We start from the raw sequence: 23,736 nt of genomic DNA on the forward strand, positions 1-23,736 counted from the left end.
GTCAGCCTCTCATCGCCTGAGCCATCTGAGCGGCCTCTTCCAGCACCGCAGCGTCCAGACCGGTTTCATATCCAAGCCGTTCAAGATGTGCGGCAACGGCTTCGGTTGCGACGTTCCCGGCCGCTCCTGGCGCATAGGGGCATCCCCCCAATCCACCAATCGCCGCATCGAAGACTCGAACCCCAAGCGCAATCGAAGCATCAATATTGTCCATCGCCCGCCCGTTCGTGTCATGGAAATGCCCAGCCAATCGGGTGACCGGGACCCTTTCACGCACCGCCAGCAACATATGGGCAATCTTGTCCGGTGTGCCCTGCCCAATCGTATCGCCTAACGACACTTCATAGCAGCCGTGCGAGAACAGAATATCAGCAACTTCCGCCACTTTTTCAGGCGGGGTCGGCCCGTCATAGGGGCAATCGGTCACGCAAGACACATAACCCCTGACCGGCAAGTCGATGTGGCGGGCGGCTTCCAAAATCGGAACAAAACGTTCGATGGATTCGGCGATTGATGCGTTGATATTCGCCTTAGAAAAACCTTCGGATGCCGAGGCAAAGATGGCGATCTCATCCGCACCGGCGGCCATCGCATCTTCGTATCCGCGCAAATTCGGCGTCAGCGCTGCGTATCGAACCCCTTTGGCCCTAGTGATGCCGGCAAGAACATCGGCGCTGCCAGCCATTTGCGGCACCCATTTCGGAGAGACAAAGCTTGCCATTTCGATCCGGCTGAACCCGGCGCGCGACAAGCAGTCAACCAGCGCCACTTTCTCGGCCACCGGGATCTCGCGTTTCTCGTTCTGAAGCCCGTCCCGTGGACCTACTTCGAAGATTTCTATCCGCTCACCCATCCTAGCCTCCATTGACTGCGTATCGTTTGCCGACGCGCCACTGTGTTCTCACGCCTCGGGTCCCAACCTGCAGAAGGTTTCGGCAACTTTGTCCCGATTGTTCATCCGTGCCCACCATGAGTTCAATGCGGGGTAATGGGCAAGCAATTCCGCAGCTGCCGGATATCTCCGGAACGCATCGATCATCGGAAACAGGATACAATCCTCGGGCTCACACCCTGAACCAAGCACGAGGTTCTCAGCGGCTATGTCCTCCAATGCGCTCAGAACGGAACCCGCTTGTTCAAGGCCGTCCTGTATTTTCGACATATCGTATTCAAGGTCAAAAGCCGGCCTGAAAACGCCATGGGAGTAAACCTGCCGGACCAAAGGCCAATAGGCGTAAGAGGTCACGATTCCGGCAATCTGTGCCGCGCGCGCTTCGACAAGCGGGGCGCGGATGCGGTTGCGGTCGCTGATCCGATAGAGGTAACTAAGGATCGCCCAGCTTTCGTACACACGTGTCTGACCATCAAACAATACCGGCACCCGCCCGAACGGATGATCGTCGGATGCTTCACCGAACGGGTCGACCTCTTCCCAACTGTAGGGATGAGATAATTCAGCCAACGCGATGCGAACTGATCGGGAAAAGACGCTGTGGCTGTAACCTATGACTCGCAGCGCTTTCAATCATTGTCCTCCAACCGCACCAACGCGGCGCCAGCCTCGACTTGTGCCCCGGCATCGACAAGCACTTCGGCGACCTCGCCATCACGTGCCGCCAACAGCGAATGCTCCATCTTCATTGCCTCAAGAATGGCCAGCCGGTCACCTTCCGAAACGGTCTGGCCCGCAGTCGCGAACACAGCTTTGACCAAGCCGGGCATTGGCGCTTCGATCACGTTGGTATCACCTGCTGCGCTGACGTCGCGATCCAGCGGGTCAACATTCTCAAAGACCTGCCCATAGTCCTCAAAAACGGTGATCTCGCCGCCTGAGATTGCAACGTTCGGCATTGGCCTTCCGCCGACATTCCACCGCCCGTCATGACGTTCAGCGATCACCTGGGCCTCGCCAACCTGCCAAACTTGCCGGTCGGGCCCTTCGACCTGAACGTCCAGATCCACAACTTCCCGGTCCTGCATCAACTGCACGGCCCGGTGCAGCGGAGACCACAAGGTGAACCCGGTTTCATCATTGGGCTCGACCAGATCAAGCGCGTGCATCGCTGCCGCAACAAAAGCTGACGACGTGACTTCGGCCTGTTGAACCAGCGCGTCAATATCCCGGCCGATCAGCCCCGTGTCGACGTCGCCCGACGCAAAGCCCGAATGTCGTGTCAACGCACCCAGGAACGCGAGATTGGTCACCGTCCCGCCAACCTCGGTCCCGCGCAAGGCACGATGCAACGTTTCAAGAGCGACGGCACGTGTTGGCCCATGGACGACAACTTTCGAAATCATCGGGTCGTACCAAGGGCTAATCGTATCGCCGGCGCGCACGCCGCTATCGGCGCGGCACCCGTCCGGGAACCGCAGATGCGTCAACAGCCCTGTCGCTGGCAAGAAACCCTTTGGAACATCCTCGGCATAGAGCCGCGCCTCGAACGCATGCCCGTTGATCGACAGATCCTCTTGCTGCATCGGCAAGCTCTCACCTGACGCAACCCGCAATTGCCATTCGACCAGATCGACACCTGTGATCGCTTCGGTCACCGGGTGTTCGACCTGCAGGCGCGTGTTCATCTCCATGAACCAGAACCGATCCGGGCGCAGACCGTCCGAAGCGTCAACGATGAATTCGACCGTCCCGGCCCCTTTGTAGCCAATCGCCTCGGCGGCGCACACACCTGCCCGCCCCATCGCTTCGCGCATCTCGGACGTCATGCCCGGCGCCGGAGCCTCTTCGATCACTTTCTGATGCCGACGCTGCAACGAGCAATCGCGTTCGAACAAATGCACCGCATGGGTGCCATCGCCGAACACCTGCACTTCGATATGGCGTGGCTTGGCGACGAATTTCTCAACCAGAACAGCGTCATTGCCAAAGGCGGTCCGCGCCTCGCCCATTGCACTATCCAATGCGGCTGCGAAGTCTTCGGGATTTTCGACCAGTCGCATGCCTTTGCCGCCACCGCCAGCGACTGCTTTGATCAGAACCGGATATCCGATCGTGTCGGCAGCCGCGGCCAGATGTTCCGGGTCTTGGTTGTCGCCGTGATACCCAGGCACAACGGGCACACCCGCTTGTTCCATCAGAATTTTGGCCGCGTCCTTGAGCCCCATCTTACGGATCGCATCCGCCGAGGGACCAATGAATGTCAGACCTGCGGCTTCGACCGCATCCACAAAACCGGGATTTTCGGACAGAAACCCGTATCCCGGATGGATTGCCCGCGCACCCGTGTCCAAAGCCGCCTGAATAATCACATCGGCCTTGAGGTAGCTATCCGTCGGGGCGGGACCGCCAATATGAACGACCTCATCCGCCATCTGCACATGCTTTGCTGCTGCGTCCGCATCGGAATGAACAGCGACGCAAGACACGCCCATGCTCTGAGCCGTCTCCATGACCCGGCAGGCGATCTCACCCCGATTGGCAATCAGAATTTTGTTGAACATGGTCTTCACCCTTCCAATGCCAGATCTTCCACAAGCCGAAACCGTTCGCACACGAGTTTCATCTCGGGATCAAAACCACCGTTTCGTTGGAAATAGCGGCGATGATCTTCCTGCCATCCTTCAAGCGTTTCATTCTCACCTTCCGCCAAAGCGAAATCCTCGGTCACATCGCAGTACCGCCGGACCGAAACATCTACGGTTTCAATGACCAAAGCCGGTGTGTCATCCCAGTTCAGAGCAATATCACGGCGGCCGGGTTTCGGCATATCAGGGCTGCCATCAGGATAATTACTGAGCGCATCGCAGGTCGCTGTTTTGCGGCCGGAACGAACCAAAGCCAGAAGCTCTGCGCTCAGCGCCGCGTTGTCACCGAATTTAAATGTCTGTGCACCGGGGTAGCGGGCCAAAATGTCTTTCAGACTTACGCTCATCTTACATCCTGAACACGCCGAAACGTGTCTCCTCGATCGGGGTGTTCAGAGCAGCGCTCAGCGACAGGGCCAGTACATCCCGACTTTTGCGCGGGTCGATAATGCCATCGTCCCACAGACGGGCCGAGGCATAGAGCGGGTGGGATTGTTCTTCGAACATGTCCAAGGTCGGGCGTTTGAACTCAGCCTCTTCCTCGGCGGACCATGCGCCTCCCTGCCGCTCAATCCCGTCGCGTTTGACGGTGGCCAGAACGCCTGCCGCCTGCTCACCGCCCATGACCGAGATGCGAGAGTTGGGCCAGGTCCACAGGAATCGCGGCTGATAGGCGCGCCCCGCCATGCCGTAATTCCCCGCCCCGAAAGACCCACCCACCAGCATGGTGATCTTGGGTACTGATGTCGTGGCAACAGCCGTCACCATCTTGGCACCGTGGCGCGCAATACCTTCGTTTTCGTATTTGCGACCAACCATGAAGCCGGTGATGTTTTGCAGGAAGACCAACGGGATTTTACGCTGCGAGCATAGCTCCACGAAATGCGCACCCTTTTGCGCGGCCTCAGAAAACAACACGCCGTTGTTGGCGATGATCCCGACGGGGCATCCTTTGACATAGGCGAACCCGGTCACCAGCGTTTCGCCAAAGCGCGGTTTGAATTCGTCGAACCGAGAGCCATCGACCAGACGAGCAATCACCTCACGGATGTCATAAGGCGTGCGGAGGTCGGCAGGAACCACGCCGAGGATCTCCTCAGGGTCATAGCCTGGATCTTCCGGGTTGGCCCAATCTACCGTCTGCGGCTTGCTCAGGTTCAAAGACAGAACCGCCCGCCGCGCCAGGGCGAGCGCATGGGCATCGTCTTCGGCAAGGTAATCCGCCACACCGGACAGGCGCGTATGCACATCGCCACCGCCCAAGTCTTCGGCGCTGACCACCTCTCCGGTCGCCGCCTTGACCAGCGGTGGCCCGGCCAGAAAGATCGTTCCTTGCTCTTTCACGATGATCGTTACATCCGACATCGCAGGCACATAAGCTCCGCCGGCCGTACATGATCCCATGACGACAGCGATCTGAGGGATACCCTTCGCGCTCATCCGCGCCTGATTGTAGAAGATGCGGCCAAAGTGGTCGCGGTCGGGGAAAACCTCGTCCTGATTGGGCAGGTTCGCGCCGCCACTGTCGACCAGATAGATACATGGCAGATGGTTTTCCTCGGCAATCTCCTGCGCCCGCAGGTGTTTCTTAACCGACGTCGGGTAGTAGGTGCCGCCCTTCACGGTGGCGTCGTTGCAGACCACCATGACCTCGCACCCCTGCACCCGGCCAATGCCTGCGATCACCCCGGCACAAGGCGCGGCGTCACCATACATCCCATACGCCGCCGTTGCCCCGATTTCCAGAAACGGAGATCCCGGGTCCAATAGGTTCGCCACCCGACGACGCGGGAGCATCTTGCCCCGCGATTCATGCCGCGCACGGGATTTTTCACCACCGCCCATACGAGCCGCTTCGGCAGCAGTGGAGATTTGCGCCAGCGCGTCGAGATGGGCCGTGCGGTTTGTGTTAAAGCCTTCGGAGGCGGGCATAACTTTGGATGTGAGTTTCATGGCACCTCTATTAAGTTCTCAGTTTCGGATAGCCAGGATCGCTCGATTATTCGGGATGTGCGCCAGCCTGCCAAAGCATCTGTATAGGAGCATACCGTCTCTTCTGAGACACCCTCGACGTCAATTTTACTGCAATCAGGCAGCGGCAAGACAAGTCCAAGACCAATTTCGCTTTCGAAGAGTTCTTTTGCTGTTGGAAGGCTTTCGAAGCCTAACTTTTGCCCTTCGGGAAGCCGCTGCCAGCGGATGTCAGCATCACGCCGCATCCAAGCAGTGACTTCAACAAGACAATATTCGTTCTTTGCTAGGTCATATGCATATTCGCACATTTTGCGAGCGTGGCTAACGCACTCGCCATCCATAATAGTCGCCAGTTCAGTATTGGGAATACTGTCGGAACAGAATTGCAGAAGGGAACCGGCACTGAGTTTGACCTCCTTGGCGGCTAGCACGCCAGACATCTGTGCAAACCCCACCACTGCTAAGAGCAGTGTCTTCACAATTGCTTTCACTGACTTACCTCCGCCATCGCCCGCGCCTTCAATTCCTTGCGGATCACCTTACCTGTTACCGTCATCGGCAGTTCCGCCAGAAACGCCACTTCACGCGGGTAGGAATATTGCGCCAGACGGTCCTTGACCCAGTCCTGCAACTCCGAGGCCGAGGCTTCGACCTCCGGCTTTAAAACGACATAAGCCTTGACGATCTCGGTGCGCAGCGGATCGGGCTTGCCGACCACTCCGACCGTCGCCACCGCAGGGTGGGTCAGCAGGCAGTCTTCGATCTCGGCCGGGCCGATGCGATAGCCGGCGGATGTAATCACATCATCCTCACGACCGACGAAACGCAGATAATCCCCCTCCCATACGCCGCGATCACCAGTGATCAGCCAGTCGCCCCGGTACTTTTCAGCCGTCGCCTTGGGCCGGTTCCAGTATTCCAACATCATCGAGGCCGTGCCGCGCTGGATGGCCACGTCCCCCTCTTCCTCGGTCGGATTGCCATACTCGTCGACAACTGCCACCTCATGCCCCGGCACCGGCTTGCCGATGCAGCCGGGTTGAACAGGGAAATCCTCGGCGCAGGAGGATACGACCATATTGCATTCGGTCTGCCCGTAAAATTCGTTGATCGTCAGGCCAAACGCCTGCTGTCCCCAGGCCAGCATCTCGGCCCCCAGCGGCTCACCCCCTGACGCAACCGAACGCAAACCGGGGATCGCCTGATCCGCCGCTTTGAGCATCCGCAACGCTGTCGGAGGAAAGAACACATTCCGCACACCACCACGCTCAATCACGTCGGCGCAGGCCTCAGGCGTGAATTTCTCCAACCGCGCCGCGACGACCGGAATACCCAGCGCCAGCCCGGGCATCAGCACGTCGAACAACCCACCGATCCAGGCCCAGTCCGCTGGCGTCCACAGGCAATCTCCGCCTTGCAGGTGATCGTGGCTGATCGACACGCCCGGAAGGTGCCCGGTCAGCACCCGATGCCCATGGAGCGCGCCTTTGGGGCTGCCGGTTGTTCCCGATGTATAGATCAACACGGCGGGGTCATTAGGTCCAGTAGCGGCAAATGGAAGGTTTGGGCCGGGCTCGGCGGTGTTTGCGGCAATGAGAGGTTCGGCTAGATCGCCAACCAAATCTGCGCCCTGCTCATCCGTCAGAACAATTCGCACCCCGGCATCGCTGATACGCGACCGCAAAGCATCCTGTTTGAACAGCTTGAACAAGGGCACAGATATCGCACCGATTTTCCAGATCGCCAGATGTGCCGCCGCACACCACGGCGATTGACTGAGCAACACACCAACACGATCCCCCGGCTGCACCTTTGACAACAACCCGCGCGCAATACCGTCGGTCATCTGCGACAGCTGGCCGTACATGATGTCGTCGCGAGACGACCCGGTCAAATCGATCAGGGCCACCTGATCGGACGGGTGGTTCAGGCACTGACGCGCCATGTTCAGCTGATCCGGGATGTCCCAGCTACCCTCAGAACGCAAACCCGGCATGCGTCTAGCGTCTACCAAAGCGCATTTCCTTTGTTTTGTGGGCAGTTCGCAACACAGGCGCACCCGAGAACTTCACACAGATTTGATGCAGATCAGAGTTTGCCGAACGCTTTGCTGCGAAGCCAAGGACATCAACACAACCAAAGGCAAGACAATGACAAAGAAACTCGCCGCTTTGACCCTGTCCACCGCGCTGGTGGCTTTGGCCGTTCCCGCATTTGCCCAATCGCAGGGTGACTGGACGCTTGGTATTGGTGTCGGTTATCTGGACCCGAAATCGGACAACGGTACCCTTGCGGGCCTGAACGCCGAGATCGATGCAGACACGCGCCCGATCTTTACGGCCGAATACTTCATCCGTGACAACCTGGGCATCGAGCTGCTGGCTGCTACCCCGTTCAGCCACGATATCACCCTTGGTGGAAGCACCGATGCTGGCAGTGTCAAGCACCTGCCGCCGACTTTGTCGCTGAACTATCATATCCCGACCAACACGGCCTGGAAGCCGTATGTTGGCGCGGGTCTGAACTATACCATTTTCTTTGACGAGCAGTCCTCGCTGGGCGATCTGAAGGTGGACAACTCCTTCGGCGTCTCGTTGCAGGCCGGTCTGGACTACGCGATCACCGACAAGGGCGCTGTGCGTCTGAACGTGCGCTGGTTCGATATCGACTCGGATGTCACGTTGGACGGCGCCAATATTGGCACGGCAGAAATCGATCCCTGGCTGATCGGCCTGTCTTACGTTCATCGCTTCTGATCCTTTGATCGGATCGCCCCGCAGTGACCTCGTCTGCGGGGCGTTTTTTTCTCAGAGAACTTCGTTCATCAACTCGCGCCCGATCAGCATCCGGCGGATTTCGCTGGTTCCCGCCCCAATTTCCATTAGCTTGGCATCCCGGAAAATTCGGCTGACCGCCGAGTCCGCAAGGAACCCGGCTCCGCCCATCGCCTGAACGGCCTGATGCGCCTGAACCATCGCCTGTTCCGAGGCGTAGAGGCAGCACGCCGCCGCGTCCTGGCGCGTGACATCTCCACGATCGCAAGCTTTCGCGACTTCATAGATGTAGGCGCGTGCTGAGTTCATCGCTGTATACATATCGGCAATCTTGCCCTGCATCAGTTGGAAGCTGCCGATGGGTTTGCCAAACTGCTTGCGTTCAGCCAGGTACGGCATGATCTCATCCAGGCAGGCGGCCATGATCCCAGTGCCGATCCCAGCCAGTACCACGCGTTCATAGTCCAGGCCCGACATAAGAACGGCAACGCCCTTACCCTCTTCGCCCAGAACACTTTCGAATGGGACTTCGACATCTTCAAAGATCAGCTCGGCCGTGTTTGACCCGCGCATGCCAAGCTTGTCGAAATGGGGAGACGTGGAAAATCCCTTCATCTCCTTCTCGATCAGGAAGGCGGTGATTCCCTTGGACCCCGCATCCGGATCGGTTTTGGCATAGACGACCAGCGTATCCGCATCCGGCCCGTTGGTGATCCAGTATTTGTTCCCGTTCAGACGATAATGATCGTTACGCTTTTCCGCGCGCAGCTTCATCGACACGACATCAGACCCGGCCGAGGCTTCGGACATGGCCAAAGCACCGACATGGTCGCCTGAGATCAGACGCGGCAGATACTTCTGCTTTTGCTCTTCAGTCCCGTTCAGCTTGATTTGGTTCACACACAAGTTTGAGTGCGCTCCGTAAGACAATGACACCGAGGCCGATGCGCGCGCGACCTCTTCCACAGCAATCGTATGTGCGAGATAGGACATTCCCGCACCGCCATACTCTTCAGGCACGGTCACGCCCAACAGGCCAAGCTCCCCCATCTCTTTCCACAATTCATTGGGAAAGGCGTTAGAGGCATCGACCTCTGCCGCCATCGGCTTGACCCGTTCTTGCGCCCAGCGATGCACCATTTCGCGCAGCGCGTTTACATCTTCACCCAGATCAAATTGCATCGTTGCCTGGAACATATTGCTTTCCCGTACGTCGCCAAAAATAATTGAACATTCGTTCATTAATAGCGACGCAAGAGATTGCTGTCCAGTCAGAATACTGTGTCAGTGGTTGACGAACTCCCCCAGGCTGATCCGGCCGTCGCCATCCGTATCGAGTTGCTTTAAAATCTCAGGGGCGCGGGCCGCGCTATGCATGCCAATGGCCGCTCTGCATTCGGCGCTGACTTTCGCTTCATCTTCTCGAAAACCGAATTCCAACTCAGCCAGGCTCACAAAACCATCTTCGTTTGTATCCGCCGACGTAAAATCGTCTGCCCTGAAACGTTCGTTCGCAGCTACAACTTCGGACAGGGTAATGCGTCCATCGTTGTCGGCATCCGAAAAACTGATCGCATCCTCCGCCAATTCTTGTGGTGACATCGACCAAACCTTAGCCAATTCGGTTCCATCGCAATCGCTGGGCAAATTCACTTCGGCTGCTTGCTGTGTCATGTGCTGCAGCATTTCCATGCGATCAACAAAACCGTCGCCGTTCGTGTCTTTCGCACGGAAATTGCCCGCGAAGTCGGTTTTTGCCGACGCTCCGGCCAGTGACACTGCGGCAAGAATAGCGACCGTCAGGACCACCGGTGACGCGGCGATAGTAATCTTTTTCAAGGTCGAGGCCTCCTTCGTTTTTGAATGAGGCACGCCATCTTCGGCAATCAATCGGCGCAACGCGGCGCTCATGGTTTCACCACGGGATTCAACCCGCGATGCAAACGCATTTTTCTCTGACAGGCTGAGCCTGACTTCGAGGGATTCTGATTTCTTCTCTTTACGCATGGTTTCGCAATGATGTTGATAGCGTGCCCGGCCAAAAACGCTGGGGCACCTCAGATTGCTAGCAGGATACCGTCCAGACACGAGGAAATTCGTGTCCAGACAAACCGATTAGCGACTTCAGAACGCCACCTGGTTGTGGATGCGCGTCACTTCATCCCGAATGATCCGAGCAATCAGGCGGCAATCTTCCAATGAAAACGTCAATGGGACGCGCATGTCGATGATCCCAGCAAGCACCCTGTCGCTGGTCGGCATGGGCGCGCTGTCAGCATAACGCCAACTGTCATAGCGCGACGTGAACCCGGTCGGCTCTGCCCCACCAAACCATTTCAACTCGACACCGCGGTTGGCGCAGCGGCTGATGACGTCAGCTATGCGGTCCGCTGACCAGTCCAGCAAGAGAAACTGGATTGAAGACCCAACATAGGTCTCATCCTCGGGGCGCTCCACCACCTGCAGGCCCGGTGTTCCCCGCAAACCTGTTTCGATCTCGCGGTAACGTTCGTTCCATCGATTCACCTGTCGATCCAGATCACGCAATTGTGGGCGAAGGATCGCAGCGCGCAAATTGTCCATTCGGCCCGAGACATTGGGTGTGGTGTACTTGATCCGGTCAAACACCTCTGGGCCAGGTGCAGCCAAATGGCGTTCGTACAGCATGTAGGACCCAGATAGCATTGTTGTTTTGGCCGCCAATTCCTCATCATCTGTGATCAGCAGACCACCTTCGCCTGAATTGACGTGTTTATACGTCTGACAGGAATAGCACCCGATAGCGCCCTGACGCCCGGACAATTGCCCGCGCCAAGCCGCCCCCATGGTATGTGCACAGTCTTCTATCACGGTGACACCCGCCGTGTCGCACAGCTCCATCAGCCGGTCCATGTCGCACAAATGCCCACGCATATGGCTGAGCATGAGGACCCGCGCCTGTCCGAGCTTACTGTCCAGATCATCCAGATCGATGGTCAGGCCTTCGGTCACGCCAACAAAAACCGGCTTGGCCCCAACCGACGCGATCGCCCCTGGCACCGGCGCCAGAGTAAATGCATTGGTCAAAACCCGATCGCCCGGCTGCACTCCCACCGCCCGCAGCGCGGTCGCCATCGCATAGCCACCGGACGACACTGCAAGGCAGTATTTCGCCCCCATTTGGGCCGCGAACTCCTGTTCTAGCAAGGCGGTCTCCCCCAGCTCTCCGGGGGCAATGTTGTAACGATGCAGGCGCCCGTGACGCAGCACCGCCAATGCGGCCTCGATCGCGTCGTCGGGGATAGGTTCCTGTTGGGTGAAACTGCCGGTAAATGTCTCAGTCATGGCATTGTTGTGGGGCCGCACAGGGCCTGGGTCAAGGGATCAAGCAGCCGCACCGATCAATCCCGGAACCATTCCGGGTAAATCATCGAAATGATGCAGCAAAGCCTCTGGCTCCAGAGCCGCCATGTCATCACCGGACGGGCCAAATGTGACCAGAACCGAGGGAACCCCTGCGGCCCGCGCGGTGTTTCGGTCGGTATCCGAATCCCCGATCAAGACGCATAACTCCGGATCTCCGCCAGCGCGGCGAGCCGCCTCACGCAGTGGTTCAGGGTCTGGCTTGCGCACGGTCAGCGTATCTGCCCCGACCAGCGACGCGAACCGGTCGCGAACGCCCATGCGGGTTAGCAATAGCTCGGCCAGCGCCTCGGGCTTGTTGGTACAGATGCCAACACCGTAACCAGCGCCTTTCAGCAGATCGACCGCCTGCAATGCGCCGGGGTAGAAGGTTGTATGTGTATCGATAGCTTCGGAATAAGCCTTCAGCAGCATCGGGTAGTAGTCGAGAACAGTCCGCTCTTGAAAAGCCCCGACCCGCTTTAGGCCATGGGTCAACATCATCCGGCCACCGCGCAGCGCAACACCTGCATCCTGCCCGTGAACCAACACATCACCATGCCCCATGTGACGAAAACAATGGTTCGCCGCCGCCAGCAAATCGCCTGACGTATCCGCCAATGTGCCGTCCAGATCGAAGATGACTGTTCGCATTTTTTCTCCTGCCTCGGCGGGTTTTCGCCATGTCGTATTTCAAAACGGCAACCTTGTTTGATGGCCGAACCGCTTGCGCCTTTGCCCTCAGCGGATAAAACGGACTGCGACAAAACAAAAGAGAAATTGATTTCATGACCATTGCCCTTGTCATCCTTGCCGCCGGGAAAGGCACCAGGATGAATTCGGATGTTCCAAAAGTTCTGCATCCTATCGCCCAGGCACCCATGCTGGTTCACGCGATGCGGGCGGGTGCAATGCTGTCGCCGGAACGCACCGTTATCGTCACGGGCCATGGATCAGAAGCTGTGGCCAAAGTCGCCCAGGCCGAGGATGAAACGGCACAGGTCGCCCTGCAGGAGGAACAGCTTGGCACAGCGCATGCGGTCGCTCAGGCCCGCGCGGCGCTGGATGGCTTCGATGGTGACGTTGTTGTCCTTTATGGTGACACGCCATTTTTGCAGCCCGACACGTTAGAGAGGATGATCGAAGCCCGGGCCCAGAATGATCTGGTCATCCTTGGGTTCGAAGCCGCCGACCCCGGACGGTACGGACGTCTTGTAATGCAGGGCGAAACTTTGGAACGGATCGTGGAATTCAAAGACGCCACGGAACAAGAACGATCCATAACCTTTTGCAATTCAGGTCTTTTAGCATGCAACGCAAAGACATTGTTTGACCTGCTTGCCGCGGTTGGAAACGACAACGCATCAGGTGAATACTACCTGACCGATGTGGTGGAAATCGCCCGGGGCAAGGGGCTGACCGTGACGGCAGTCGCTTGCGACGAAGGCCAAACATTGGGCGTCAATTCCCGCGCTGATCTGGCGGCAGCGGATGCTGTATTTCAAGCGCGCGCGCGTATCGAACTGTTGGGTCTGGGCGTGACGCTGATGGCCCCGGAATCTGTTTATCTGGCGGCTGACACCGTCATTGGACGCGATTGCGTGATTGAACCCAACGTGGTCTTTGGCCCCGGTGTGACTGTCGAAAGCGGCGCAACGATCCGGGCGTTCTCGCATCTGGAAGGTTGTCATGTCAGCCGCGGGGCTATCGTTGGCCCCTATGCCCGATTGCGACCCGGTGCCGAATTGGCCGAAAACGCGCGGATCGGCAACTTTGTCGAAATCAAAAATGCCGAGATCGCCGAAGGGGCCAAGGTCAATCACCTGAGCTATATCGGCGATGCCACCGTTGGCGCTGCGACGAATATCGGCGCCGGGACCATCACCTGCAACTATGATGGCGTGATGAAGCACCAAACCACGATTGGTGAAAACGTCTTCATCGGCTCGAACACCATGCTGGTGGCCCCGGTGACGCTGGGCGATGGTGCGATGACTGCGACGGGAACCGTTGTGACCCGGGACGTAGAACCAGATGCCCTGGCCGTGGCCCGCGCCCGACAGGACAACAAACTGGGGTATGCGCGTAAATTGTTTGACATGTTAAAGGCGAAGAAGGCTCGCCTAAGCAAAGGAGCCTGAGACCTATGTGTGGCATTGTAGGCGTTCTGGGACAGCATGAAGCTGCCCCCATACTGGTCGAGGCGCTCAAACGGCTCGAATATCGAGGCTATGACAGCGCGGGGATTGCGACCGTCAACGACGGTGCCTTGGGGCGCAGGCGCGCTGTTGGAAAACTGGTCAACTTGAGCGACTTGCTGGTACATGATCCCCTGCCCGGCAAATCCGGGATCGGCCATACCCGCTGGGCCACACACGGGGCACCTTCGGTCAACAATGCCCACCCGCACAAGGCTGGTCCGGTGGCTGTCGTGCACAACGGGATCGTCGAGAACTACCGGGAACTGCGCTCAGAACTTGCAGAGCATGGCATCGGCTTCGAAACCGAAACCGATACTGAAACCGTCGCCCTGATGGCGGAACATTTCCTCAAATCCGGTATGTCGCCCGTTGAGGCTGCGTTCAATACCATCGACCGGCTGCAGGGTGCTTTCGCGCTGGCCTTTTTGTTCGACGGTCAGGGCGATTTGATCGTGGCCGCGCGCAAAGGCTCACCCTTGGCCATCGGTCACGGAGATGGTGAAATGTATGTGGGATCTGATGCCATTGCTCTGGCCCCTCTGACAAACAAGATCACCTATCTGGAAGAAGGCGACCGCGCCGTTCTGACCCGCACTTCGTTGGAAATCCGCAACGAGGTTGGTGAGTTGGCCAACCGCGAAATGCGCAAAATCAAACTGGATCATGCGCGGGCCGACAAGGGCGAGCACAAGCATTTCATGGCCAAGGAAATCGCCGAACAACCCGTTGTGGTGGCGGAAGCGATCAGATCCTATATGCCCACCGGCGGCGATAAGGTGATTCTCCCCGATACAGATCTCGATTTCACCAAGCTAGACCGCCTGACCATGGTCGCCTGTGGCACAGCGTTTTATGCCTGCCTCACGGCGAAATACTGGTTCGAGCAGCTGGCCAAAATGCCAGTCGAGGTCGATATCGCCAGCGAGTTTCGGTATCGCGAACCACCGATCACTGACCGCACCTTAGCCCTGTTCGTCAGCCAATCGGGTGAGACTGCCGACACGCTGGCGGCACTACGCTATTGCGATGGCAGAGCTGACAAGATCGTCTCGGTTGTGAACGTCCCTGAAAGCTCGATTGCGCGGGAAAGCGATGTGGCTTTGCCAATTCACGCGGGTGTCGAGATTGGCGTTGCCTCGACCAAGGCCTTCACGTGCCAACTGAGCGTTCTGCTGATGCTGGCACTGAAGGCTGCGGCGGACCGAGGCACGTTGACCGATGAGGAAATCGCCGATCACGCGGCAGCCCTGCGCGGATTGCCTTCGGTGCTCAATACGGCATTGGACCAGAACCGGGCCATCCGCAAATCCGCCCAGCGCTTGTCCGAAGCACGCGACGTTCTGTTTTTGGGCCGTGGCCTGATGTATCCGCTTGCGATGGAAGGTGCGCTGAAGCTCAAGGAAATCAGCTATATCCACGCCGAAGGGTATGCATCGGGCGAGCTGAAACACGGCCCCATCGCCCTGATCGACAAGCATATGCCAGTGGTTGTCATGGCACCGCGCGACGCTGTTTTCGACAAGACTGTGTCCAACATGCAAGAAGTGATGGCGCGGAAGGGCAAGGTCATCCTTGTATCTGATGATGACGGCATCGCCGAGGCTGAGGATGGCGTCTGGAGCACGATCCGCATGCCTCATATCCACCCTAACCTGGCGCCGATCCTGTATTCGGTTCCGGCACAACTGCTGGCCTATCACACAGCCGTCGCCAAGGGCACAGATGTCGATCAGCCGCGCAACCTCGCGAAATCTGTCACCGTGGAATGATCACTTTGGGACCAGCAACTTGAACGACACTGACATCCGGACCCTTTTGCGTCTGATGCGCAGCTCGAAACAGGAATACGAGCTGTACCTGAGCAATGGGCGAACATTCCTTCATGCCAGAAAGCTGAGAGAAAACAATCAAGCCATCCTCGACTTAATCGCGGCCGAAGGTTTTGGACCAGACGACACATTGGGTGCGGGCCTTCAGGACCTGAAAGAACACTTGGAAGACTGGGCACAATGCTGGGATCGCGAGCAGGCCACTCTGGGCCCCAAGGATGATGATCCGTTTGTCTTTACAGGCTACAAGACGTATCCAAAGCATCTGGACGCGCTTCTGGCACAGTACCAAAAGGACAGGGGTCGCAAGATCTGAGGCGCAGCCGCTCCGAAATTGACAGTCACGGTGGAGAGCCCAATGGCCAAGCAATTCCCACAAATCGATGTCGCGCACCAAAAATTCATTGAAGACCAGCACATGTTCTTTGTTGGCTCTGCGGGCACCGAGGGGCGTGTAAACATCTCACCCAAGGGTATGGATTCATTGCGGGTTCTGGGACCCAATCGGATTGTCTGGATGAACCTGACCGGCAGCGGAAATGAAACTGCCGGGCATTTGCTGGACGTAAATCGCATGACGTTGATGTGGTGCTCTTTCACCACCCGCCCGCTGATCTTGCGCACCTATGGCGCCGCCCGCATGATCCAGACCGGGGACGAAGATTGGGCTGAAATGGCCCAGCAGTTTCCCTATCATCGCAGCGCGCGGCAGATCTACGACCTGACTGTCGATCTGGTCCAAACCTCTTGTGGTTATGCCGTCCCTTTCATGGAGTATCAGTCCGAACGGGACACGATGCAAAAATGGGTTGATGGCAAATCGGACGACGATATTCGCGCCTATTGGGTTGAGAAAAACCAACATACAATCGACGGCAAACCCACTGGAATTCTGGGCTAACCAACCATGATGGACGCGTATCTGAACCAGATCAAAGCCCACGCCGACCCTGAACGCGCAAAACAGATGGCGGCGTATCACAAGGCAGATCGACCCCATTTGGGCGTCGCAAACCCGGTTCTGAACGACTTGACCAAGATGTGGCGGCAAGAATTGGACGTGCCAGCACGTGTGGAACTCGCGGGTGCGCTTTGGAAAACCAACATCCACGAGGCGCGTCTTGCTGCAGCAAAACTGCTGACCCAAGCGCGCATCCGCCCCGATGCCGAGGTTTGGAGCCTGTTGCAAAGCTGGTTACCGGACTTCGACGCATGGGCGGTCGCAGACCACGCCTGCATGGCGATGCAGAAACGTCTGTCGGCCGACCCGGAGCGCTTGGATCAGGTCGAGCTTTGGACGACGTCAGATCATATGTGGACGCGCCGGGCGGCGCTGGTGGCCACCCTGCCCTGGACCAAACAGAACCATCCAAAACCTGATGACCTCCTACATCGAGATCGGGTGCTCGGCTGGGCTGCAAGCTATGTGCAGGATCGTGATTGGTTCATTCAGAAAGCGATTGCTTGGTGGTTGCGCGAATTGTCCAAACACGACCCGGACCGTGTGATTGCATTTCTAGAAAACCAGGGTGACGCCATGAAGCCCTTTGCCCGCCGCGAAGCGGGCAAGTACCTGAAGGATCAATCGACGAAGACCTGAACTTCAACCAATTCGTCAAATGGCACCAATAGCGCCCGCATTGCATCCACCGACAATCGGCTTCCGCTGCCGGCTGGTCCCGGTGCGGGAACCAGAGTGATATAAGCCTGTGCACCGGTTTTCGGGACAACAACGCGCGCAGTAACTTCCGCATCAACAAGTGGCGTCTGCATCCAGCGACCGGGGGTGGACGGATCGCCCAGACCAGCAATAGTCGTCCTGGCGCCGACCCAGCCCGCAGACGCCGAAACCGGCGCAGGGTCTGGCGTTTCAGTGTCAGCCTCAACCGCCGCAGACGTTGTTTCGGCGGGTGCCTCATCTTTTCCGAAAACGCGGTCTGTCGTGGACCGAATTGCGTCGCATCCACCAAGCACAACACATGATATCAAAAGCACGTATCTCATGTCTGAAACCTACAGCCCTGTGCGCATCTGTACCAGCGCAAAGCACAGTTCACCCTTGTCGCGGACAAGTTCCAGCTTTACCTATACCGAATGACAGCTCCGCTTATTGACCCGTTCGCACGCGCCATCACATATCTCCGCGTCTCCGTCACGGACCGCTGCGACTTTCGCTGCGTCTATTGCATGTCCGAAAACATGACCTTTCTGCCCAAGAAAGACCTGTTGACGCTGGAAGAGCTGGACCGGATGTGTTCAACCTTTGTCAAAATGGGCATCGAGAAGCTGCGCATTACCGGTGGTGAGCCATTGGTGCGCCGCAATATCATGACGTTTTTTAACGCCATGACACGCCATCTGGACAGCGGCGCATTGAGAGAACTGACGCTGACCACCAACGGATCGCAATTGCATCGCTTTGCCGATGATCTCTATGCGGCAGGCGTGCGACGGGTGAATGTCTCGCTGGATACGCTCGATGAAGACAAGTTTGGCCGCGTAACGCGCTGGGGTCGTCTGAAACAGGTCTTAAATGGTATCGACGCGGCACAAAAAGCGGGATTGCGCGTCAAAATCAACGCCGTGGCCCTAAAAGGGTTCAACGAACCCGAGCTGCCAAAGATCACCGAATGGTGCGCCGAACGTGATATGGATCTGACATGGATCGAGGTCATGCCCATGGGCGATATCGGCAACGAAGATCGTCTGGACCAATACTGGTCCCTCAAAGATGTGCGGGCTGAGTACGAAAACCACTATACGGTCAGCGATCTGGCTGAACGCTCCGGTGGCCCTGCGCGGTATGTACGCCTTGAAGAAACCGGTCAGAAAATCGGCTTCATCACTCCGCTGTCCCACAATTTCTGCGAAAGCTGCAATCGGGTGCGCCTGACCTGCACCGGTGAGCTGTATATGTGCCTGGGTCAGGAAGACATGGCTGACCTGCGCGCGCCATTGCGTGATCACCTCGATTCGGAAGAACCACTTGAAAACGCAATTCGCGCGGCGATCAATCTCAAGCCGAAAGGCCATGATTTCGACTATTCGCGCCAAACGATCGATGGTCAGATGAGCCGCCACATGAGCCATACAGGCGGCTGAGATGCCTGAACGTCCGACGCTGCTGTATCGGCTGTATTGCGGCCTGACCTCGCTTGTTGAACCACTGGCATGGCGCACAATTCAAAAGAAGCTACAAGCGGCAGACGTGTCCGTCGCACGTCAACGCGAACGCTTGGGTCATGCCTCCTTGCCCCGCCCCGATGGTCAGTTGATATGGTTTCACGCCGCCAGTGTCGGCGAAAGCCTGTCGGTGCTTAGCCTGATCAAGCGCATGGGGGACAGGTTGCCTGACGCGCATTTCCTTATCACCTCGGGCACGCCGACCTCTGCAGCCTTGATCGAAAAGCGCCTGCCCACGCGCACACGGCATCAATACCCACCGCTGGATACCGGCGGCCCCGTAAAACGTTTTCTGGATCATTGGCAACCCAACGCCGGTATCTTTGTCGAAAGCGAGATTTGGCCGCGACTGATCGTCGAAAGCGCCCGGCGAGGCGTGCCATTGGCCTTGCTCAATGCGCGCTTGTCCGAGAAGTCCGTGAAAGGTTGGTCGCAACGCCCCCAAACCGCACGCTTTATTCTGGACAGTTTCCGCCTGTTTCTGACCCAAAACGACAGGACCGCCGGAAACCTGATCGGCTTAGGGGCAAACCCCGATCATGTCCAGCGCGGCACCAACCTTAAAGCCATGTCCGATCCGTTACCCGTGGACCAAGATGTTCTGGATGGCATTCGCAAAGAAATCTCTGGGCGGCCGGTCTGGATTGCCAGCTCCACCCATGATGGCGAGGAAGAAACGGTTCTGGCTGCACACACGCGTCTTTTGAAACGTTGGCCCAACCTCCTGCTTTTATTGATCCCGCGCCACCCGGACCGTCGTGACGACGTGGCCGCGATACTGAAACAGGCCGGGCTGACAGCTTCTTTCCGCATGGCCGCCGAACCGATAACTGAGACAATTCAAGTCTATGTGGCTGACACGCTAGGCGAAACCGGCACCTGGTACGCGCTTTGCCCAATTGTGTTCCTTGGTGGATCGCTGAAGGAAATCGGCGGCCATAACCCTTTTGAGCCAGCGCAAGCCGGCGCCGCCGTGATCACAGGTCCGGGATACTTCAACTTCGCAGAAACCTTTGCACCTTTGGTGAAAAGCGGCGGTGCCATCAAAGTTCAATCGGCACAAGACCTCAGCGAAACAGTTGAACGATGGCTTACAGTTGAAAGCGCGCTGCGTGAAGCTCAAGCCGCCGCAAGCGCCTGTGTGAAGACGCAGGAAGATGCTCTGGACTCGGTCTTGGACACGCTGTGCAAGCGCCTTGATCTCACCTGACGCACACGACTCGCTCCTTCATCTGGCTAAAACTATCTCGGGGAGCGCGAGGGGCTGGCCCCTCGCTTGCCCAGGCCATCCCTAGGCCGCGGGCATCCGCTGTTCGACAATTTCCGCCCACCAGCTGCACCCGGCCGGAATGGCCTCATCATTAAAGTTATACTCAGGATGATGCACCATCGCGGTGTCACCATTGCCAACCAGAATATAGGCGCCGGGGCGCTCTTCGAGCATGAAGGCAAAGTCCTCGCCACCCATCACCAACGGCGCTTCTTCGCAACTGCCCGAGATCGAGCGTGCGACATCGGCAGCAAAATCGGTCTGTTCGTCACTGTTGACCATGACCGGATAGCCACGGATGTAAGTAACATCTGCCGTGCCGCCAAACGTGGCTGCGACACCATTACAGATCTCATTGATGCGCTTTTCGGCCAGATCGCGCATATCCTTGCTCATCGTGCGCACTGTGCCTTTGATCTGCACGGTCTGCGGGATAACGTTGAACGCTTTCGACGAAGTTTCGAACGATGTGACCGAAACGACCACCTGATCAATCGGATCAGCGTTGCGCGACGCAATCGTTTGCAGCGCCAGGACCGCTTTCGCCGCGATGATTGTGGTGTCCACAGTATCATGCGGTTTGGCTGCGTGACCTCCACGTCCTTCGAATGTGATGTCGAACTGATCCGTCGCCGCAAAGAAAGCGCCGGGGCGAATCGAGAAGCTTCCGACCGGTTTGCCTGGCCAATTGTGCATTCCATAAACTTCCTGGATGTTCCAGCGGTTCATCATGCCGTCTTCGCACATCTCGCGGCCACCGCCTCCGCCTTCTTCGGCGGGCTGGAAGATCACCACAACAGTGCCATCGAAATTGCGGGTTTCGGAAAGGTACTTGGCGGCCCCCAACAACATCGCGGTATGCCCGTCATGACCACATGCATGCATGGCTCCGGGCGTTTTTGAAGCATAATCCAATCCCGTGGCCTCATGGATTGGCAGAGCATCCATATCGGCGCGCAACCCGATGACTTTCCCAGAGGAATCAGCCTTGCCCTTGATCACGCCGACCACACCGGTTCGACCAATCCCAGTGACGACCTCATCACAACCGAATTCTTTCAGCTTTTCGGCAACCAGAGCACTTGTGCGATGAGTGTCGAACAGGATTTCCGGGTTTTCGTGCATGTCACGTCGCCAAGTTGTGATTTCATCCTGCAACTCAGCAAAGCGGTTTTTAACTGGCATACTGTCTCTCTCCTAATTCACTTCAAGCTGCCGGCATCCGGCGCTCGACCATTTCGGCTAACCACGAGCATCCGATCGGTATGATCTCGTCGTTGAAATTGTATTCCGGGTGATGCAGCCCTGCTGTGTCGCCATTACCCAAAATAATGAACGCGCCAGGGCGCTCTTCGAGCATGAAGGAAAAGTCCTCGCCCCCCATCACCATCGGTGCTTCGTCGCAGCTGCCACCAACCGAGATCGCGACCTCTTCGGCATAACCTGTCTGTTCCTCAGCATTGATTGTCACTGGAACGCCGTGCTTATAGGCGACAGTCGCGGTCCCGCCCATGGTAGCAGCAATCCCTTCCGCAATTTCTGTCAGGCGCTTTTCGATCAGGTCGCGCATCTCGTTAGAATGGGTTCGCACCGTTCCGTTCACGCTCGCAGATTGCGGGATCACGTTGAACGCCTTTGAGGATGTCTCCACGGATGTCACCGACAAAACGCCCTGCTGGATCGGATCCGCATTGCGCGACACCACGGTTTGCAACGCAACAATCAACTGAGACAACATCACGGTTGTATCCACGGTGTCATGGGGTTTCGCCGCATGGCCACCCCGCCCTTCCAGATGAATTTCAAACTCATCCGCCGCCGCCAGCAAGGGCCCCGAGCGGATGGCAAACTGACCCGTGGGAACGCCGGGCACGTTGTGCATGGCATAGACTTCCTGAATGCCAAACCGATCCATCAGACCATCTTTGCACATGGCCTCGGCCCCGTTGCCGCCTTCTTCGGCGGGCTGGAAGATCACAACCGCCGTGCCGTCGAAATTCCGCGTCTCAGCCAGATACTTGGCCGTCCCCAGCACCATTGCTGTATGGCCGTCATGGCCGCAAGCATGCATGGCGTTTGGAGTCTGCGAGGCGTATTCCAACCCGGTCTGTTCTTGCATCGGCAGCGCGTCCATATCGGCACGCAATCCGATGGCACGTCCTCGGGTATCCGACTTGCCCCGGATCACCCCTACCACGCCGGTGCGACCTATTCCGTTCACCACCTCATCACAGCCGAATTCTTTCAGTTTTTCGGCAACCAAAGCGCTGGTGCGGTGCGTGTCATACAGGATTTCTGGGTGCTGATGAATGTCACGCCGCCAGCCGGTGATTTCTTCGTGCATTTCTGCAAGGCGGTTCTTGATCGGCATGTCATGCTCCCTGTTATTATGCGACGGGCAATCGTCGTTCCACAAGCTCGGCATACCAACTGCAGCCGGCGGGTATCGCGTCGTCGTCGAAATTGTATTCCGGGTGGTGGCACATCGCGGTGTCCCCATTGCCTACAAAGATGTAGGCTCCGGGCCGTTCTTCAAGCATATAGGCAAAATCTTCGGACGGCATTATGGGATCGGTGTTCTCGGTCACCTTGCCTGCTACGGCGGCGGCGGCCTCGGCCGCATACTCCGTCTCAGCCTGGGAATTTACCGTCACAGGGTAGCCAGGCGTCCACGTCATCGTTGCAGTCGCCCCAAAGGCCGAGGCCGTGTCTTCTGCGATCCTGCGAACCCTCTCTTCCGCGATGGTGCGGTATTCGGGGTCAAGCGTTCTGACAGTACCCAAAAGGCGCACCGTGTGCGCAATGACATTCGAGGCCGAGCTGTCGGTTTCAAACGTGCCCACCGTCAGAACAACGCGCTTAATCGGATCGACCGTACGCGCCACAACGGATTGAAGAGCCACGACGATATGAGAAGCCACCAGCGTTGTGTCGACCGCATCATGGGGCGCGGCGGCATGCCCCCCTTTGCCGGTGACAACGATCTCAAACTCGTCAGAGGAGGCCAGCAGTGCCCCGGGCCGGATCGCAAACTCTCCGACAGGCAGACCCGGCATATTGTGCATGCCGTAGACTTCCTGAATACCCCACCGGTCCATCATTCCGTCTTGGCACATGGCCAGACCGCCCGCGCCGCCTTCTTCGGCGGGTTGAAAGATCAGCACGGCTGTACCATCGAAGTTCCGGGTCTCTGCCAGATATTGTGCCGCGCCCAGCAGCATCGAGGTGTGCCCGTCATGGCCGCAAGCATGCATTTTGCCGGACACGGTCGAAGCATAGTCCAGCCCCGTCGCTTCTTCGATCGGTAGCGCATCCATGTCCGCACGCAACCCGATCACGCGGCCTTGCGTATCCTGACGTCCGCGGATCACGGCCACAACACCGGTTTTCCCAATGCCCGGGGTTGTCTCGTCTACACCAAATTCTTTCAGACGCTCAGCAACAAATGCCGCAGTCTCGTGTACGTCATACATCAGCTCTGGATGAGCATGCAGATGACGGCGCCACTTGGTGATCTCGTCATGCATTTCAGCAAGTCTGTTTTTGACCGGCAATTTAAGTTCTCCACGTAGTTATTTGATAAA

23 protein-coding genes are annotated in these 23,736 nt (G+C 57.7%); 8 read left to right on the forward strand and 15 right to left on the reverse strand.

Translation table 11 applies throughout. From position 1 onward, the window contains the following. Position 1: 1 nt before the first annotated feature. The 7 genes from ACR0BU_RS02165 to ACR0BU_RS02195 are packed head-to-tail and all read right to left on the reverse strand — an operon-like array spanning position 2 to position 7,510. A complete protein-coding gene (locus ACR0BU_RS02165; RefSeq protein ID WP_299885478.1) occupies positions 2-853 on the reverse strand; it encodes a hydroxymethylglutaryl-CoA lyase in 852 nt (283 codons plus the stop codon). Positions 854-901: 48 nt separating this feature from the next. Beyond that, positions 902-1,525, reverse strand: a complete 624-nt coding sequence (locus tag ACR0BU_RS02170; protein WP_299885481.1) for a glutathione S-transferase family protein — start codon at positions 1,523-1,525, stop codon at positions 902-904. Further along, the gene (locus ACR0BU_RS02175; RefSeq protein WP_480734993.1) at positions 1,522-3,456 is read right to left on the reverse strand and encodes an acetyl/propionyl/methylcrotonyl-CoA carboxylase subunit alpha; all 1,935 of its coding nucleotides are present in this window, start codon (positions 3,454-3,456) and stop codon (positions 1,522-1,524) included. Before ACR0BU_RS02175 ends, ACR0BU_RS02170 begins: the two co-directional genes overlap by 4 nt. Before the next feature lie 5 nt (positions 3,457-3,461). After that, complete coding sequence (locus ACR0BU_RS02180; protein ID WP_480734991.1) at positions 3,462-3,887, reverse strand: ASCH domain-containing protein; 426 nt, start codon at positions 3,885-3,887, stop codon at positions 3,462-3,464. Between the two features lies 1 nt (position 3,888). After that, the gene (locus ACR0BU_RS02185) at positions 3,889-5,493 is read right to left on the reverse strand and encodes a carboxyl transferase domain-containing protein (RefSeq protein WP_480734990.1); all 1,605 of its coding nucleotides are present in this window, start codon (positions 5,491-5,493) and stop codon (positions 3,889-3,891) included. Further along, positions 5,490-6,005, reverse strand: coding sequence for a hypothetical protein (locus ACR0BU_RS02190; protein ID WP_480734988.1), 516 nt, complete (start codon positions 6,003-6,005; stop codon positions 5,490-5,492). The genes ACR0BU_RS02185 and ACR0BU_RS02190 overlap by 4 nt, the downstream gene beginning before the upstream one ends. Then, the gene (locus ACR0BU_RS02195; protein ID WP_480735797.1) at positions 6,002-7,510 is read right to left on the reverse strand and encodes an AMP-binding protein; all 1,509 of its coding nucleotides are present in this window, start codon (positions 7,508-7,510) and stop codon (positions 6,002-6,004) included. The genes ACR0BU_RS02190 and ACR0BU_RS02195 overlap by 4 nt, the downstream gene beginning before the upstream one ends. 154 nt (positions 7,511-7,664) lie before the next feature. Here ACR0BU_RS02195 and ACR0BU_RS02200 point away from each other — a divergent pair, with 154 nt between their 5' ends. After that, positions 7,665-8,270: an OmpW/AlkL family protein gene (locus tag ACR0BU_RS02200; protein WP_298933064.1), complete on the forward strand. Its 606-nt coding sequence runs from the start codon at positions 7,665-7,667 to the stop codon at positions 8,268-8,270. Between the two features lie 51 nt (positions 8,271-8,321). Here ACR0BU_RS02200 and ACR0BU_RS02205 read toward each other — a convergent pair whose 3' ends face one another. From ACR0BU_RS02205 to ACR0BU_RS02220, 4 genes are all read right to left on the reverse strand, one after another. Continuing rightward, a complete protein-coding gene (locus ACR0BU_RS02205) occupies positions 8,322-9,485 on the reverse strand; it encodes an isovaleryl-CoA dehydrogenase (protein ID WP_298933066.1) in 1,164 nt (387 codons plus the stop codon). 87 nt (positions 9,486-9,572) lie between these two features. Beyond that, positions 9,573-10,295, reverse strand: a complete 723-nt coding sequence (locus ACR0BU_RS02210; RefSeq protein WP_480734987.1) for an EF-hand domain-containing protein — start codon at positions 10,293-10,295, stop codon at positions 9,573-9,575. 117 nt (positions 10,296-10,412) lie between these two features. Next, on the reverse strand, positions 10,413-11,612 hold the full coding sequence (locus ACR0BU_RS02215; protein WP_480734985.1) for a DegT/DnrJ/EryC1/StrS family aminotransferase: 1,200 nt from the start codon (positions 11,610-11,612) through the stop codon (positions 10,413-10,415). 39 nt (positions 11,613-11,651) lie between these two features. Beyond that, on the reverse strand, positions 11,652-12,323 hold the full coding sequence (locus ACR0BU_RS02220; RefSeq protein ID WP_298933075.1) for an HAD-IA family hydrolase: 672 nt from the start codon (positions 12,321-12,323) through the stop codon (positions 11,652-11,654). A 134-nt stretch (positions 12,324-12,457) separates the two neighbouring features. On the opposite strand from ACR0BU_RS02220, the gene glmU reads away from it, so the two are divergent. From glmU to ACR0BU_RS02245, 5 genes are read left to right on the forward strand one after another with little or no spacing between them, the layout of a single operon-like run. Further along, on the forward strand, positions 12,458-13,810 hold the full coding sequence (gene glmU / locus ACR0BU_RS02225) for a bifunctional UDP-N-acetylglucosamine diphosphorylase/glucosamine-1-phosphate N-acetyltransferase GlmU (protein ID WP_480734983.1): 1,353 nt from the start codon (positions 12,458-12,460) through the stop codon (positions 13,808-13,810). Positions 13,811-13,815: 5 nt separating this feature from the next. Continuing rightward, positions 13,816-15,639, forward strand: a complete 1,824-nt coding sequence (glmS, locus tag ACR0BU_RS02230) for a glutamine--fructose-6-phosphate transaminase (isomerizing) (RefSeq protein WP_480734981.1) — start codon at positions 13,816-13,818, stop codon at positions 15,637-15,639. Positions 15,640-15,658: 19 nt separating this feature from the next. Next, positions 15,659-16,015, forward strand: coding sequence for a hypothetical protein (locus tag ACR0BU_RS02235; RefSeq protein ID WP_480734979.1), 357 nt, complete (start codon positions 15,659-15,661; stop codon positions 16,013-16,015). A 42-nt stretch (positions 16,016-16,057) separates the two neighbouring features. Further along, positions 16,058-16,600, forward strand: a complete 543-nt coding sequence (locus tag ACR0BU_RS02240) for a pyridoxamine 5'-phosphate oxidase family protein (RefSeq protein WP_480734977.1) — start codon at positions 16,058-16,060, stop codon at positions 16,598-16,600. A 6-nt stretch (positions 16,601-16,606) separates the two neighbouring features. Continuing rightward, on the forward strand, positions 16,607-17,299 hold the full coding sequence (locus ACR0BU_RS02245; protein WP_299079930.1) for a DNA alkylation repair protein: 693 nt from the start codon (positions 16,607-16,609) through the stop codon (positions 17,297-17,299). Here the strand turns inward: ACR0BU_RS02245 and ACR0BU_RS02250 are convergent. Continuing rightward, positions 17,281-17,703, reverse strand: a complete 423-nt coding sequence (locus ACR0BU_RS02250) for a hypothetical protein (protein WP_480734975.1) — start codon at positions 17,701-17,703, stop codon at positions 17,281-17,283. The genes ACR0BU_RS02245 and ACR0BU_RS02250 overlap by 19 nt on opposite strands. Positions 17,704-17,793: 90 nt before the next feature. Here ACR0BU_RS02250 and moaA point away from each other — a divergent pair, with 90 nt between their 5' ends. Then, positions 17,794-18,801, forward strand: a complete 1,008-nt coding sequence (moaA, locus tag ACR0BU_RS02255) for a GTP 3',8-cyclase MoaA (protein ID WP_480734974.1) — start codon at positions 17,794-17,796, stop codon at positions 18,799-18,801. 1 nt (position 18,802) lies between these two features. Continuing rightward, positions 18,803-20,092 carry a 3-deoxy-D-manno-octulosonic acid transferase gene (locus tag ACR0BU_RS02260; protein ID WP_480734972.1) on the forward strand — a complete coding sequence of 430 codons (1,290 nt, stop codon included), beginning with the start codon at positions 18,803-18,805 and terminating at the stop codon, positions 20,090-20,092. Positions 20,093-20,173: 81 nt separating this feature from the next. On the opposite strand, the gene ACR0BU_RS02265 is transcribed toward ACR0BU_RS02260, so the two are convergent. Genes ACR0BU_RS02265 through ACR0BU_RS02275 form a run of 3 tightly spaced genes read right to left on the reverse strand, consistent with a single transcriptional unit; the run spans position 20,174 to position 23,706 of the window. After that, a complete protein-coding gene (locus ACR0BU_RS02265; protein WP_480734970.1) occupies positions 20,174-21,337 on the reverse strand; it encodes a M20 aminoacylase family protein in 1,164 nt (387 codons plus the stop codon). 22 nt (positions 21,338-21,359) lie between these two features. Then, on the reverse strand, positions 21,360-22,523 hold the full coding sequence (locus ACR0BU_RS02270; protein ID WP_480734969.1) for a M20 aminoacylase family protein: 1,164 nt from the start codon (positions 22,521-22,523) through the stop codon (positions 21,360-21,362). Between the two features lie 16 nt (positions 22,524-22,539). Next, a complete protein-coding gene (locus ACR0BU_RS02275) occupies positions 22,540-23,706 on the reverse strand; it encodes a M20 aminoacylase family protein (RefSeq protein ID WP_480734967.1) in 1,167 nt (388 codons plus the stop codon). Positions 23,707-23,736: the final 30 nt, after the last annotated feature.

It is taken from the genome of Ruegeria sp. CK2 (assembly GCF_056536585.1).

Coding starts and splice junctions, on each gene's coding strand:
- ACR0BU_RS02270 (WP_480734969.1), bottom strand. CDS start 22,523: ATGCCGATCAAGAACCGCCTTGCAGAAATGCACGAAGAAATCACCGGC.
- glmS (WP_480734981.1), top strand. CDS start 13,816: ATGTGTGGCATTGTAGGCGTTCTGGGACAGCATGAAGCTGCCCCCATA.
- ACR0BU_RS02245 (WP_299079930.1), top strand. CDS start 16,607: ATGATGGACGCGTATCTGAACCAGATCAAAGCCCACGCCGACCCTGAA.
- ACR0BU_RS02240 (WP_480734977.1), top strand. CDS start 16,058: ATGGCCAAGCAATTCCCACAAATCGATGTCGCGCACCAAAAATTCATT.
- ACR0BU_RS02210 (WP_480734987.1), bottom strand. CDS start 10,295: ATGCGTAAAGAGAAGAAATCAGAATCCCTCGAAGTCAGGCTCAGCCTG.
- ACR0BU_RS02165 (WP_299885478.1), bottom strand. CDS start 853: ATGGGTGAGCGGATAGAAATCTTCGAAGTAGGTCCACGGGACGGGCTT.
- ACR0BU_RS02185 (WP_480734990.1), bottom strand. CDS start 5,493: ATGAAACTCACATCCAAAGTTATGCCCGCCTCCGAAGGCTTTAACACA.
- ACR0BU_RS02175 (WP_480734993.1), bottom strand. CDS start 3,456: ATGTTCAACAAAATTCTGATTGCCAATCGGGGTGAGATCGCCTGCCGG.
- ACR0BU_RS02220 (WP_298933075.1), bottom strand. CDS start 12,323: ATGCGAACAGTCATCTTCGATCTGGACGGCACATTGGCGGATACGTCA.
- ACR0BU_RS02195 (WP_480735797.1), bottom strand. CDS start 7,510: ATGCCGGGTTTGCGTTCTGAGGGTAGCTGGGACATCCCGGATCAGCTG.
- glmU (WP_480734983.1), top strand. CDS start 12,458: ATGACCATTGCCCTTGTCATCCTTGCCGCCGGGAAAGGCACCAGGATG.
- moaA (WP_480734974.1), top strand. CDS start 17,794: ATGACAGCTCCGCTTATTGACCCGTTCGCACGCGCCATCACATATCTC.
- ACR0BU_RS02180 (WP_480734991.1), bottom strand. CDS start 3,887: ATGAGCGTAAGTCTGAAAGACATTTTGGCCCGCTACCCCGGTGCACAG.
- ACR0BU_RS02265 (WP_480734970.1), bottom strand. CDS start 21,337: ATGCCAGTTAAAAACCGCTTTGCTGAGTTGCAGGATGAAATCACAACT.
- ACR0BU_RS02250 (WP_480734975.1), bottom strand. CDS start 17,703: ATGAGATACGTGCTTTTGATATCATGTGTTGTGCTTGGTGGATGCGAC.
- ACR0BU_RS02260 (WP_480734972.1), top strand. CDS start 18,803: ATGCCTGAACGTCCGACGCTGCTGTATCGGCTGTATTGCGGCCTGACC.
- ACR0BU_RS02205 (WP_298933066.1), bottom strand. CDS start 9,485: ATGTTCCAGGCAACGATGCAATTTGATCTGGGTGAAGATGTAAACGCG.
- ACR0BU_RS02200 (WP_298933064.1), top strand. CDS start 7,665: ATGACAAAGAAACTCGCCGCTTTGACCCTGTCCACCGCGCTGGTGGCT.
- ACR0BU_RS02215 (WP_480734985.1), bottom strand. CDS start 11,612: ATGACTGAGACATTTACCGGCAGTTTCACCCAACAGGAACCTATCCCC.